Raw genomic sequence first — 13,341 nt, forward strand, 5'->3', positions numbered from 1 at the left:
CAGGGGGAGAGCGTGTGAGGATCCGACTACTGGGGCCTGTCGAGGTGGAGTCGGCTGACGGCCCGCTGGACGTGGGACCACGTCAGCGACGGGCGGTCCTGGCGGCCCTGGCCGTGGACGCCGGTACGCCGGTGTCGATCGACACTCTGACCGAGCGAGTGTGGGGCCCGGCGGCTCCGGAGGCGCCCCGTAGCGCTCTCTACGCGCACGTCGCGCGGCTCCGCCGGGCCCTGGCGCAGGTCGACGACGACTCGGGCACGCCGATCAGCCTGAGCCGCCACGGGGACGGATACGTTCTCAACGTCGACCGTCAGCAGGTCGACCTGCATCGACTGAACCAGCTCATCGACACCGGCCGCGCCGGGACGCAGACCAGCGACGTCGAGCGGATCGCCGCCCTGCGGGAGGCGATGGAGCTGTGGCGGGGGGACCCACTGGCCACGCTCGCCGGTGACTGGGCCAACCGGGTCCGGCGCAGTGTGGCATCACAGTTGATCAGCCTGGCCGGCGCCTGGAGCAACGAGGAGCTGCGACTGGGCAACCCGGAGGCGGTGGCCGATCGGCTGGCGCGGATCCTCGGCTCGTACCCGCTCGCCGAGCCGCTGGTGGCGCTACAGATGCGGGCGCTCTGCTCGATGGGGCGTACGCCCGAGGCGTTGCAGTACTACGTCGACACCCGGGCGCAGATCGTCGAGCAGTTCGGCGCCGAGCCCGGGCCCGAGCTGCGGAACCTGCACGTGGCCATCCTCCGCGGCGAACTCGACGAGCCGTACGCGGTCAACGTCGGCCCGGTGGCCGCGCCGGTCCGGCATGTGCCGCGGCAACTGCCCGCCGACATCGCCCGGTTCTCCGGCCGACACGACGACCTCGCGCCGCTGCTGAAATTGCTGAACCCCGCCGGCACGGCGGACTCGGCCCCGGTCGTGTCGATCTACGGGGCGGCCGGGGTGGGCAAGTCGGCCCTGGCCATCCACGCCGCGCACCGGCTCGCCGGTCGGTACCCGGACGGCCAGCTGTACATCGATCTGCGCGGCACCAGCGTGGACGCCGAGCCGCTGACCCCGGTCGACGCGCTCGCCCGGCTGCTGCGCACGCTCGGGGTCAGCAGCATGAGTTCCGACCCGGAGCAGGTCGACGAGGCCGCCGCCCTGTTCCGGTCGGTCGTCGCCGGGCGACGGCTGCTGCTGGTGCTGGACAACGCCGTCGACGCCGCCCAGGTGCGACCGCTGCTGCCCAGCGGCGCGGGCTGCGGGACGCTGGTGACCAGCCGGCAGCCGCTGGCGGGGCTCGGCGATGTCAGCCAGTTGCGGGTCGGGCCGCTCACCGTCGCCGACGCCATCGCGTTGCTCAGTCACTGGGTCGGCGCGGAACGGGTGGCCGCGGAGCCGGAGGCCGCGACCGCGATCGCCGAGTGGTGCGAATGCCTGCCACTGGCGCTGCGCATCGTCGGTGCCCGGCTCGTGGCCCGTCCCGGGTGGCCGCTGGCCGAGCTGCGCGACCGGCTCGCCGACGAGCGCCGCCGGCTGGACAACCTGGAGTTCGACGGTGTCGGGCTGCGCGCCAGCATGGCCGGTTCCTACGACCGTCTCTCCGGCAGCCCGGATATCTCCGAGCGGGCCATCGCCGAGGCCTTCAAGCTGCTGGGCACGTCGCCGATGACGGAACTCAGTCGGTCCACCGCCGCCCGGCTGCTCGCCCGATCGGAGGCACACACCGAACGCATCCTGGAGCGTCTCGTCGACGTGCAACTGCTGGAAACCTCGACACCGGGCAGTTACCGGATGGGCGAACTCCTGCGACTGTACGCCCGGGAGCGCTTCGCCGGCCTTCCGGAGAAATGACCAGCAGCCGGTCGGACAAGGAAGAAGCAAGCGGTTCACCGTTAGCGTTGGTCACCCAGGTCGAATCCTTTCCATGATCGGAGAAGGTGGCCAGTGTCGACAAAAGAACTGGACGCAGAGCGGGCCTTCCCGGAAATCGCCGAAACAATCACCGCGGCACCCCGGAAGCGGTGGCGGGCGGTTGCCCGGAAGGTCGTCATGGGCCTTCTGCTGGCGGTGACCGCGATCTTCATAGTGATCACGCTGCGTGGTCAGGACTGGTCCACGGTCGCTGCCACGTTGCGCGGTCAACGGCCCGGTTTCGTCGCGACGATGGTGGTGTTGGCCGTGCTGGCCAACGCCGCCGGGCTGGTCGCGACGATGATCTCCTGGCGGGCCATGCTCGCCGGCGTCGGCGAACGGGTCGCCGCCGTGGACGCGGCCCGGATCTTCTACTTCGGCCAGTTCGTCAAGTACGTGCCCGGCAAGGTGATGGGCTTCCTGGTCAGCGTCGAGATGGGCCGACGCATCGGCGTACCGGCGGCGCGGATGGGTACGGCCTGGCTGCTGGCCCTCGTGGTCAGCCTGCTCACCGGCGCCACCGTGGGGCTGGCGGCCGGCCCGGAGGTCTTCGGCGCGTCCGCCGCCTGGCTTCTGCTGGCCGTCGCGCCGGTGGCGGTGGTCCTGGTCCGCCCCGAACTCGTCGGCCGGGCCGCGACCCTCGTCGCCCGGGTGCGCCGTCGCCCGGAACCGTCGACGGCGATGTCCGGCCCCGGCATCCGGCAGGCGGTCGTCGCGCAACTGCTGGCCTGGCTGATCGGCGGCGCCCACCTGTGGCTGCTGGCCGTGGCGATGGGCGCGCCGCCGCTGCGCGCGCTGCCGCTCTGTCTCGGCGCCTTCGGCCTCGGCGCGGTGGCGGGCGTGATCGCTGTCTTCGCCCCGGACGGCATCGGCGTACGGGAGGTGGTGGTGACCGCCGCGCTCAGCGTCATCCTGCCGGTGCCGGTGGCTTCGGTGGTGGCGTTGGTGAGTCGAGTAGTCGTCACGGTGAGTGAGCTTGCTACCGCCGGCATCGGCCTGGGTGTCACCGAGGCGATCCTGCGTCGCCGCGCCCGGACGTCGCCCGCCGCAGCGGCCGAGGCGGTGCGCGTGAATGTCGCCGCACCGGCTTCCAAGAAATCGCCAAGCTGCCTGCCACAGGCAGACCGCTAATGTGCTCAGGGATCAGGGAATTCTGCCGTAGACCTATCTCAGAGAATGCGGTACTGATGCCGGACAGGAATTACGATCTGACGATTGCGTCGCCCTTCTACGAGCCGTACGTCAGTGGCTTGACGCAGACGGCGCGCAGCATCGCCGAGGGCATGGCCAATCGGGGTTGGCGGGTCGCGGTGGTCACCGCCCAGCACGAAGCCGGGCTGCCCCTGCGCGACGCCGTCGGCGGCGTGGACGTCTACCGCTCGCCGATGCTGACACGGTCGAGCCGGACCGCCATCGTCCCCCGCTACCCGATGCTGGTCGGGCAGTTGGCGCGCCAGTCGTCGGTGCTGCACCTCAACCTGCCGATGCCGGCAGCGGCGCTGCTGATGCCGCTGGCCCCTCGCGTACCGGTGGTGAGCATGCTGCACAGTGATCCGCACCTGCCGCCGAGCTGGTTCGGCCGGGCCGTCGCGTACGCCTCGGACGCCGCCGCCCGATCGGCCATCCGCCGTTCCGCCGCCGTCGTGGCGGCCAGCCGCGACCAGGCGTACGCCTCGCGGTTCTGGCCGGTCATCCGGGACCGCACCTTCACCCCGATCGCGCCGCCCTGTCTGGACCGGCGGGGCGGCGAGCCGAGGTACCGGGAAACCCGCGGCCTGCACGTCGGATTCCTCGGCCGGATCGTCGCGGACAAGGGCATCGCCTACCTGGTACGGGCCTTCCACCGGATCGCCGACCCGGACGCCCGGCTGCTGATCGCCGGCAACTACCACACCGTCGCCGGGGGCAGCAATCTCGCCGCCGTCCAGGCGGAGATCGACCGGGACAGCCGGGTCCGGATCCTCGGCGAGCTACGCGGCCGCGAGGTCAACGACTTCTACGCCTCGGTGGACGTGTTCGCGCTACCGGCGGTCGCCGGATCGTTCGGCACCGTGCTGGCCGAGGCGATGATGAGCGGCATTCCGTCGGTGACCACCGATCTGCCCGGCAACCGGTACCCGGTCACCGCGACCGGATTCGGCCGGGTGGTGCCCCCTCGGGATCCACGAGCCCTGGAACAGGCCATCTCCGAGCTCGCGACCGTGCCGCGGGACTGGAAGGAACGCAAGGCCCGGGCGGCCCGGGCGCGCTTCTCCGTGGCCACCTCGTTGGACGCGCACGAGGTTCTCTTCAGCACCCTTCGCGGACGCACCGCGGCACGGCAACACCGATGAAACAAGGGAAAGGTTGGAGTCCGATGAACGAGCAACCGCTGGTCTCAGTGATCATTCCGAACTACAACTACGCCAGCACCATCGGCGAGTGCATCAAGGCGGCGAAGAACCAGACCTACCCGGCCGTCGAGGTCATCGTGGCCGACGACGCGAGCACGGACGACTCGGTGGCGATCGCCCGCGCGCTCGACGTCACGGTCCTTCAGGTGCCGGTCAACAGCGGCGTCTCCACCGCCCGGAACCTGGGTGCCCGGCACGCCAACGGTGAGGTGCTCTTCTTCGTCGACTCCGACGTCGCGCTCGACCCGGACGCGGTCGAGCGGGCGGTCGAATACCTGCGGACCGAGCCGGGGCTCGGCGCGATCTGCGGCATGTACCGGGCCGAGCCGATGTTCCCCGACAGCCTGGTCAAGCGCTACCGCGCGATCCAGCAGTACGTCTGGTTCTGCGAGGTCGAGGGCGCCATCCCGGGTCTGCACTCGGCGCTGTTCGCGATGAAGAAGGAGACCTTCCTGGAGGTCGGCGAGTTCAACGACCGGCTCCGGTGGACCGAGGAGCAGGACTACGGCTTCCGGCTCAACGCCCGCTACGAGGTCAAGGCCGTCCCGACCATCCGGGGGCGTCACGACCACGACGGCACCCTGCGGGTGATGCTGACCAAGGTCTTCAACCGCACCCGGCTGGGCGCACCGAACTGGCTGCGGCTGAACAAGCTGCCCGGCGGCGCCGGCACCGGCTACCGGGCGTTGGGCAGCGCCTTCATCCTCGCCGCGGTGTTCGCCCTGATCTCGGCGGTGCTGCTTGGCCCGTGGGCGCTGCTGGCCGCCGGGGTGCTGACCGCGGTCGGCATGCTCCTCGACAAGCGCACCTACGCGTACGCCTTCCGTCACCACGGAGTCACCTTTGGACTACAATTCACGGTGCTCCATCTCTTGGTGACGCTCACGTCGGCGGTGGCAGCCAGCATCGGCATCCTGCAGGGCCTGCTGTATCCGAGCATGACCCAGCGGCTCTACCGCGTCGAGACGCCCGCCTGACCCCCCTTCGCGCCAGCAACAGTGGTGCCCGACCGGAAAGTGGAAAATGACTGTTTCTGACCAGCATGACGACCTGAGCTTCGGTATCGACAGCACCGCGACAGAGGTGCTCGCCGGCATCGACCTCTCCGGCAAGGTCGCCATCGTCACCGGCGGCTATTCGGGCCTGGGTCTGGCAACCACCCGTGCGCTCACCGCCGCCGGCGCCCGGGTCATCGTCCCGGCCCGGCGTACGGACGTCGCGCGGGAGGCGGTCGCGGGGATCGACGGGGTCGAGGTCGACGAGCTCGACCTGGCCGATCTGGACAGTGTGCGGGCGTTCGCCGAGCGGTTCCTCGCCTCGGGCCGCAGCATCGACATCCTGATCAACAACGCGGGGATCATGGCCACCCCGCTGACCCGGGTCGGTCCAGGCTGGGAGGCCCAGTTCGCCACCAATCACCTGGGGCACTACGCCCTGGTCAACCGGCTCTGGCCGGCCCTGGCCGCCGACGGTGGGGCGCGGGTCGTCGTGCTCTCCTCCGGCGCCGGGGAGAACCCCCGCATCAACTGGGACGACGTGCACTTCGCCGACGGCTACGACAAGTGGGCGGCGTACAGCCAGTCGAAGTCGGCGAACATCCTCTTCGCCGCCGAGCTGGACCGGCTGGGTCGGGCCGCCGGTGTCCAGGCGTTCTCGGTGAACCCCGGCTACATCCTCACGCCGTTGCAGCGCCACCTCGCCAAGGAGGAGATGGTCGGTGCCGGCTGGATCGACGAGGAGGGCAACGCCCTGCTGCCCGAGTTCCGGGCCCCCGAGCAGGGTGCCGCGACCCAGGTCTGGGCCGCCACGTCACCGGCGCTGGCGGGTGACGGCGGCGCCTACCTGCAGGCGTGCAAGGTCGCCAAGACCTTCGACGGCCCCGAGGACCGCGAGGCGGCCGAACGGCTCTGGGCGCTCTCGGCCGAGTTGACGGGCGTCGACGCCTTCGGCAAGTCGGAGTGACCCGATCCGGTCCGGTGCGGCGCACCGGACCGGTTGGGCAAGGGCCCGGGGGCCAGGCATCCTGCCTGGCCCCCGGGTCGGTTCTCAGCTACGTCGGCTCCACTGCTGGTTCGTGCCGCCGTTGCACGACCAAAGAATGATCTTCGTGCCGTTGGCGGTGGCGGCACCGTTGGCATCGATACAGAGTCCGGACTGGACGCTGGTGATGGTGCCGTTGGCGTTGACGTTCCACTGCTGGTTGAGCCCGCCGTGGCAGTCCCAGATGATGACTGCCGTGCCGTTGGTCGTGCCGTTGCCGAAGGCGTCCAGGCACTTGTTGCCGTACACGGTCAACTGCTTGCCCGCGGTGTAGGTCCACCGTTGGTGGGTGCCGGCGCCGCAGTCCCAGAGTTGCACCTGGGTGCCGTTGGCGGTGGCCGCGCCGGGCACCTCGATGCACCGGCCCGACTGGCCGCCCACGAGCTGGACGCTCTGCCCGCTGCTGGTGCCCTGCCGCCGCGCGATCGACACGGATTCGGCCGACCGGTTGCCCTGGGCGTCGACGACGTAGAGCCGGTAATCACCCGATGTGGTGGGCACGGCGATGCTTGTGGCGTTGCCGTCCGCCCTGGTCATCGTCGGGCCGGCCGCGAAGCTGGTGGTGCCGGAGGGGGCCAGCCAGAGGGACCTGGCCGGGTCCCCGGTGCTGCGGATCGGAATCGAGGTCACGCCGCCGGCGGCGGTCGTGCCGGCCGGCAGGACGTAGTCCTGCATCGGCACCCCACGGGCCTGGACGATGTCGCGGAACGCGTCCTCCGGCCCGGAGTTCACCGCGATCTGGTACGCCGCCGCCGGCCACACGTAGTCGGAGGAGACGATGATGTCGTCGATGGTGCTGTTGGGCAGGTTCTTCTCGGAGACCTTGTTGATCGGGCCGTACGTCCGGGTGATGGTCAGGTCGTGCTTGCGCCCGAAGTTGTCCGAGTTGATCATCCAGGTGATGTTCTTGTCGACGCTCAGGACGTTGTCCCGGAAGGTCATGTACGCCGAGCCCTCGTCCGGGTGGAGCCCGTACTTGTGGCCGGCGGGAACGCCCTGGAGGTAGTTGTTGCTGACGACGGTGCCCGGCTGGCTGCCCAACGTGTAGATCGGGGCCGTGTCGCTGAGCCGCTGCACGGTGTCGATGATGTGGTTGTGGCTGATGGTGTTGTTCTTCGCCGTCGTGGTGGGCCGGTTCGGCACGATCGATCCGGATGAGCCGTCGAAGTTCCACCAGCCCCAGCCCATGGTGATGCCGGCCCAGGGTGCCTTCTCGATGCGGTTGTACTGCACGGTGAGGGCATCGACGAAGTAGGCCGCGACCGCGCCGTGCCCGTTGAACAACACCGCGCTGTCATGGATGTAGTTGTTCTTGATCTCGATGTTCCGCGGTGCCCCCTCGACCTGGGGCGAGTACTTCTCCCGGTTGCTCGACGTGTGGTCCCCGATGTAGACGTGCTGCGGATGGCCCACGCTGACCGCGGTCCCCGCGACGTCGTTCGTGTAGTTCCCGATCAACCGGGTGTTGATCACGTCGTTGACCATGTTGATCCCGTCGGCACCGGTGTGCTGGACGCGGTTGCGTTCCAACAGGATCCCGTCGGCGTTATGCAGGTGGACGATGCCGGGCGTGAGGTCGACGTTGCGGTAGTGGTAGACGTGGAAGTTGCCCCGGGCGTACGCGAAGGCGCTGAGGTTGCCCTGCTGCGCCTGCTTGAACACCGAACCGGCGACGTTCACCAGGTTCCAGTCGGAGTGCTCCACGGTGAGCCCGGAGAAGGTGATGTTCCGCGCCCGGTTGCTGGTCGACGTGCCGGCGATCCGCAGCACGGTGGCCACGTTGTTCGGCGCGAAGACCGAGGCGGTCGCCATGTTCTCGCTGCTGGCCTTGTAGTAGTAGACCGTCCGGCTGGACTTGTCGAAATAGAACTCCCCCGGCGCGTCCAGGAACTCGTAGGCGTTCATGACCTTGTGCGTGCCACCGGTCTGGGCGTTGCCGTTGAACGCGCCCTGGGCGATGGCGGCACCGGGTTGCTGGAACAACGCCACCCGGTTCCCGCCGTCGGTGATCACCTGTTGGACGCCCACGATGGCGGTGGTCCAGGTCGTCGCCGTTTCGATCTCGATGTCTTCCTGGTTCCGGGCCACCGCGGGGAAGTCCGCCTGGCTGTATCGCGCGCCCGCGCACTGCGAGCCGGATTCCCAGGCCCAGTCGGCCTGTCCCGCGGTGATGGCGTACGACCCGTGGCAGCCGGCCGAGTTGATGGTCTTGGCCGCCATGAAGGCCCGCTTGTCGTTGACGTAGAGCGACCGCAGCTTGTTGGCCCGGTCGAGCGGGGCCTTCCAGATGTTGCCGCTGTGCTGGGTCCAGCCGGAGACCTGCACACCGCCCTGGAGCACCGGCGTCTCGCCCGGGTAGGCGGCATAGCTGATCCGGTAGCCGTTGGTGCCGGAGTCGCTCGCCCCGAACTCGATCGTGCTGCTGACCGGATACGTTCCGCCCCGCAGGTAGACCTGGATGTCGCCGGTCATGTTCGCATTTATCGTCCGTACGACGTCCCGCGCCCGCTGCACGGTTCTGAACGGTGCGGCGATCGTGCCCGGGTTGTTGTCGTTGCCCCCCGGAGCGACGTAGTACGTCGCCTGGGTCGCCGCCGAAGCTGGAGCTTGATCGGCGACCACGGCAGGCAGTACCGCGGAGACGAGAACTCCCACCGCCAGCAACAGACTTCTTCCGGCCCGAACGAATGATCTCATTGCTGCCCTTCCCACCTTCGTCGACCGGCCGCCGCCTGAGCCATCAGGCGAACCGGGCCTGCTGGTCAGATGTTCACTACCTGCCACTTCTGGTTGTCGCCGCCCCAACACGTCCAGAGCTGGACCTTCAGGGTGGTGGTGTTCACGTCCAGGCAGAGGCCGGACTGTGCGCTGCGGATCGAGCCGTCGCCGCCGATCGTCCATCGTTGGTTGTCGCCGCCGTTGCACACGTACGTGCCGACGACGGTGCCGTTCGCCGTCCCCCGGTTGTACGCGTCCAGGCACCGCTGGCCGGCGAGCGCCGTGAGTTGTCCACCGCCCGTCACGGTCCATTGCTGGGCCGTGCTGTTGTTGCAGGCGTACACCTGGACCTGGATGTTGGCGGTGGTGGCGCCGGGGATGTCCAGGCACTGCCCGGTGCCGACGTTGCGTAGCCGGCTCACCCGGTCCGGGACGCCGCCGTCGGTCAGGCCCCAGGCGTACCGAAGGCGATCGAGGCCGCTGGCGTTGGGGGTGCTCAGGGTGAGGTTGGTGCCGGTGCCGTGCAGCTTCTGCATGGCGTACCAGTCGTCGCCCTGGCCGGCGGTCACCTTGCCGCCCAGGCCCGGCCAGTAGATCGAGCCGATCCGCAACTCCCGCAGCACGTCCGTGGTGGCACGGAAGTAGCGCACGAGGTTGTCGCTGCTGGCGGCGTCGTGGTAGTTGAGCCCGGTGTCCATGGGCGCGCCGAACTCGTCCATGACGGTACGCCCGGCGCAGGGACCGATCGCGTCCCGCAGGAACGCCACCCACTGGTCATAGTTCTTCGCGCCGCTGAAGAAGGTGTAGTGGTGCAGCGACACGATCGTCCCGTCGAGCCGGCGGTCGGCACACATCGACTTGATGTCGGTGTTCAGGCCGGCGCCGCTGACGAAGACGCGGTCACGGGGAATTGACGGGCGGGCGTTGAGCCAGTTGACGACCACGTTGGCCCAGTCCGCGGCGGTGTGCCCGCCCGGCTCGTTCATCGGCTCGAAGTAGACCAGGTCGTTGCTGCCGTACCTGGCGACCACGGTGTTCCACATGGTGTTGAAGGCGCTCGTGTTGACGATCCGACCGCCGCTGGCGGCCACCCCGTCGTCCCAGTAGGAGAGGACGACCTTGAAACCCTTCGCTGTCGCGGCGTCGATCGCACCGGTGTACGAGTTCCACCAGCTCGTACCGACGGTGTAGGTGTTGATCGGAAGCCGGACCGTGTTGGCACCCAGGTTGTTCTGGAATCCGGTATAGATGGCGTTGGCCTTGGCCTGGACCGTGGCATAGCTGTCGGAGCTGCTCAGCCCGTGCAGGACCAGCGGTCCGCCGTGGAAGTTGTCTCCCAGCCGGGCCCAGTTGACGCCGCGGAACGCGGTGGTGTCCGCGACGGCAGGCGAGGCGCCGGCGAGCACGGCGGTCGGCACCGCGCCGAGCGCGACCATGGCGCAGGCGAGCAGCCGGGTCAGGTAGCGACTCGAACAGGATCTGGGCATTGTCGTCCCTTCTCTACGGTGCCGACCGTCGTGCCTGCTGGTCAGCTCAGGCCCGGGACCAGCGTTGGTTGCCGCCGCCGTGGCAGCTCCACACGATCACCGCGCTGCCGTTGGCGGTGGCGGCGCCGTTGACGTCGAGACACAACCCGGTCTGCGCGTTGCTGATCGTGCCGTTGCTGTTGAGCACCCACTGCTGGTTCACCGCGCCGCTGCAGTCCCAGATCTGCACCCGGGTCCCGGTGCCGGCGTTGTTCGGCACGTCCAGGCACCTGCCCATCACCTGCAACGCCCGCCCGTTCTGGGTGAACTGCTGGTTGGCGTTGTTGTGGCAGTCCCAGATGATCATTTGTGACCCGTTGGCCGAGCTTGCCCCGTTGACGTCCAGGCATCGGCCGGAAGCCTCGTTGCGCAGCCGGTTGCCGGTCGGGTTCGGATTCGGGTTCGAGCCGCTGTTGAGGGCGTCGAGGACCGCGTTGTACGCGGCCTTCTTGTTTCCGGCGCAGTCGAAGAGCAGGGCGTTGTCGCCGCCACGCCAGGAGTCGCAGTCCCGTACGCCCCACACGGTGATGCCGGTGCAGCGCGAGATCGCCAGGCAGGCGCGGGTGACGGTGGCGTAGATGTTGGCCTGGTTGCCGCCCTGGGTGACGTCGAGTTCGGTGATCTCCACGTCCACGCCCAGATCCGCGAAGCGCTGGAGGTTGGCCTGGTAGTCACCGGGGATGGTGGTGCCCAGGTGGGACTGGAAGCCGACGCAGTCGATCGGCACGCCACGGGACTTGAAGTCGCGCACCATGTTGTAGATGCCGGTCGACTTCGCGTTGATCCCGTCGGTGTTGTAGTCGTTGTAGCAGAGCTTGGCGTTCGGGTCGGCCGCCCGGGCGGCACGGAACGCCGCCTCGATCCAGTCGTTGCCGGTGCGCTGCAGGTTCGAGTCACGTCGGGCGCCACTGCCACCGTCGGCGAACGCCTCGTTCACCACGTCCCAGGAGTAGATCTGCCCCCGGAAGTGGCTGGCCACCTGGGTGACGTGGTTGATGGCGGCGTTGCGCAGGTCGCCGCCGGACAGGCCCTGGGCCCAGCCGGGCTGCTGGGCGTGCCACAACAGGGTGTGCCCGCGTACCTTCATGCCCCGCGACCGGGCGTGGTTGACGATGCGGTCACCGGCGCTGTAGTTGAACACCCCGCGCTGCGGCTCGGTCGCGTCCCACTTCATCTCGTTCTCGGCGACCAGGCTGTTGAACTCGCGGTTCAGCACGGTCATGTACGTGTTGTCGTTGAACTTGTACGTCCCCACCGCCGCGCCGAAGTAGCGGCCGCCCTTCTCGGCTGCCGAGGCGCCCAGTGTGGAGGCCGCGCTGGCGGCCGTGACCGGCGCCAGGACCATGCCGCCCGCAAGTGCGGCGGCAGCCAGCGTGCGCAGCGTCGCGGTGATGAACCGCTTGCGTCGTGGAGAACCACTCGGTTGTACGAGATTCATGTGCCAGCACCCTCTCGGAGTCGACTACTTCCGACGGGTTAGCGCTAACATCACCAGCCGGCTGGGGCCGTCCACCGGGGCGACACAGGAGACGAGAGAACGCTAAGCGTCGATGAAGCTGAGATTGCCACAAAGTTTCGGCGCGCTCAAGAAGCCCTGCATGTTCGACTCAACTTAATCATGATCATCGACATCTGCTGAATCTTGTCGAGCCCTCTCGACACCCCACGAGCACGACCACGCCAGCCGAGGTGAGCGATAACGCAACGATTTCGATCAACGCCTCGACCAGGAACGCTGCGCATGATCTACGACACTTCCGCGTCGGCCGATGAGATCCCGACCGGACCGGTCGTCGTCCAGGGTGGAACGACGATCTCCAGGAGGAAAAGCGTGGAGAACAACCTTCAGCGGCGTACCGTGCTCGCCGCTCTGGCGGGCGGGACCGTCGGCCTCGCCGGCACCGCCGCGACGGCATCGCCGGCTTCGGCAGCCGTCACCGACCCCGAACGACTCAAGGGCTACACCCTGCCGCTCAGCGCGCGCGGAGTGGCCAACCTGGCCGGTAAACCGCCGTGGCACTACGTCGGGGACGCCGTCGGCGCGGAGTTCTGGACCAGCCCGGAGGCAGCCGCCGCGTCGCTGCCCACCGGCCTCGACCCCGACCCCGACAACCCCGGCCACGGGTACGGCGTCTTCATCGACTGGCAGTTCAACGGGGACACCGACGACTACCTGGACCCGCCCTACAGCCAGTACTCCGAGTTCCTGGTGCTGCTCGACGCGCACTGGCGGGGCACGCCGGTGGCCTGGTGCCCGTTCATCTGGGTGGACAACGACTCGTCGCTGGCCCGGGGCTGGGTCCAGGGCTTCCCGAAGAAGCTGGGGGCGATCAAGCAGACCCGGGCGTTCGCGGTCGAGAGCCTGGCCGGTCCGGTCGTCGGCAAGGGTGGACGCTTCGCTGCGGTGCTCTCCGCGGGCGGCCACCGGCTGGCGGAAACCACTGTCACCCTGGACCGGACCGCCGAGCGGCTGCCGGCCCTGACCCGGCCGATCGTCAACCTGCGGCACTTCCCGCAGCTCGCGGCCGGGCAGCACCACCGGCCACCGGTCCACGAGCTGACCATGTCGGTGCTCGACAGCCTGCGGATGGCGAACACCTGGGTCGGCACCGGCGACCTGCGGTTCCTGCCGTCACCGCGCGAGGAACTCGCCGACCTGGCACCGCAGCGGGTGGGGGTCGGCTTCCGCGGCTCGCTCTCGTACACCGTCAAGGACCTGCGGATCCTCTGACCCGCACGCCGGCCGGGGTCACGGGGCTCCGG

9 protein-coding genes are annotated in these 13,341 nt (G+C 69.0%); 6 read left to right on the forward strand and 3 right to left on the reverse strand.

The genetic code is table 11. From position 1 onward, the window contains the following. Positions 1–14 precede the first annotated feature (14 nt). From JMF97_RS02595 to JMF97_RS02615, 5 genes are all read left to right on the forward strand, one after another. Positions 15–1,841: an AfsR/SARP family transcriptional regulator gene (locus tag JMF97_RS02595; protein ID WP_203220036.1), complete on the forward strand. Its 1,827-nt coding sequence runs from the start codon at positions 15–17 to the stop codon at positions 1,839–1,841. A 198-nt stretch (positions 1,842–2,039) separates the two neighbouring features. Further along, the gene (locus JMF97_RS02600) at positions 2,040–3,032 is read left to right on the forward strand and encodes a lysylphosphatidylglycerol synthase domain-containing protein (RefSeq protein WP_203220037.1); all 993 of its coding nucleotides are present in this window, start codon (positions 2,040–2,042) and stop codon (positions 3,030–3,032) included. Between the two features lie 56 nt (positions 3,033–3,088). After that, positions 3,089–4,234, forward strand: coding sequence for a glycosyltransferase family 4 protein (locus JMF97_RS02605; RefSeq protein ID WP_203220038.1), 1,146 nt, complete (start codon positions 3,089–3,091; stop codon positions 4,232–4,234). A gap of 23 nt (positions 4,235–4,257) precedes the next feature. Further along, on the forward strand, positions 4,258–5,271 hold the full coding sequence (locus tag JMF97_RS02610) for a glycosyltransferase family 2 protein (protein WP_203220039.1): 1,014 nt from the start codon (positions 4,258–4,260) through the stop codon (positions 5,269–5,271). Between the two features lie 46 nt (positions 5,272–5,317). Then, positions 5,318–6,256 carry an SDR family NAD(P)-dependent oxidoreductase gene (locus tag JMF97_RS02615; RefSeq protein ID WP_203220040.1) on the forward strand — a complete coding sequence of 313 codons (939 nt, stop codon included), beginning with the start codon at positions 5,318–5,320 and terminating at the stop codon, positions 6,254–6,256. An 84-nt stretch (positions 6,257–6,340) separates the two neighbouring features. Here JMF97_RS02615 and JMF97_RS02620 read toward each other — a convergent pair whose 3' ends face one another. From JMF97_RS02620 to JMF97_RS02630, 3 genes are all read right to left on the reverse strand, one after another. After that, positions 6,341–9,031 (reverse strand): RICIN domain-containing protein, encoded by a 2,691-nt coding sequence (locus tag JMF97_RS02620; protein WP_203220041.1) that lies wholly within the window; start codon positions 9,029–9,031, stop codon positions 6,341–6,343. Between the two features lie 65 nt (positions 9,032–9,096). Beyond that, positions 9,097–10,539: an RICIN domain-containing protein gene (locus JMF97_RS02625; RefSeq protein ID WP_203220042.1), complete on the reverse strand. Its 1,443-nt coding sequence runs from the start codon at positions 10,537–10,539 to the stop codon at positions 9,097–9,099. A gap of 46 nt (positions 10,540–10,585) precedes the next feature. After that, positions 10,586–12,016 carry an endo-1,4-beta-xylanase gene (locus JMF97_RS02630; protein WP_203220043.1) on the reverse strand — a complete coding sequence of 477 codons (1,431 nt, stop codon included), beginning with the start codon at positions 12,014–12,016 and terminating at the stop codon, positions 10,586–10,588. Positions 12,017–12,409: 393 nt separating this feature from the next. Between JMF97_RS02630 and JMF97_RS02635 the strand changes: the two genes are divergently transcribed. Continuing rightward, on the forward strand, positions 12,410–13,309 hold the full coding sequence (locus tag JMF97_RS02635; RefSeq protein WP_203220044.1) for an acetoacetate decarboxylase family protein: 900 nt from the start codon (positions 12,410–12,412) through the stop codon (positions 13,307–13,309). The last annotated feature ends 32 nt before the right edge of the window (positions 13,310–13,341 follow it).

Source organism: Micromonospora fiedleri (assembly GCF_016774385.1).
Lineage (GTDB): Bacteria > Actinomycetota > Actinomycetes > Mycobacteriales > Micromonosporaceae > Micromonospora > Micromonospora gifhornensis.

What these genes read in the sequence shown, in the direction of transcription:
- JMF97_RS02600 (WP_203220037.1), top strand. Translation starts at nt 2,040, where the DNA reads ATGGGCCTTCTGCTGGCGGTGACCGCGATCTTCATAGTGATCACGCTG.
- JMF97_RS02605 (WP_203220038.1), top strand. Translation starts at nt 3,089, where the DNA reads ATGCCGGACAGGAATTACGATCTGACGATTGCGTCGCCCTTCTACGAG.
- JMF97_RS02610 (WP_203220039.1), top strand. Translation starts at nt 4,258, where the DNA reads ATGAACGAGCAACCGCTGGTCTCAGTGATCATTCCGAACTACAACTAC.
- JMF97_RS02615 (WP_203220040.1), top strand. Translation starts at nt 5,318, where the DNA reads ATGACTGTTTCTGACCAGCATGACGACCTGAGCTTCGGTATCGACAGC.
- JMF97_RS02620 (WP_203220041.1), bottom strand. Translation starts at nt 9,031, where the DNA reads ATGAGATCATTCGTTCGGGCCGGAAGAAGTCTGTTGCTGGCGGTGGGA.
- JMF97_RS02625 (WP_203220042.1), bottom strand. Translation starts at nt 10,539, where the DNA reads ATGCCCAGATCCTGTTCGAGTCGCTACCTGACCCGGCTGCTCGCCTGC.
- JMF97_RS02630 (WP_203220043.1), bottom strand. Translation starts at nt 12,016, where the DNA reads ATGAATCTCGTACAACCGAGTGGTTCTCCACGACGCAAGCGGTTCATC.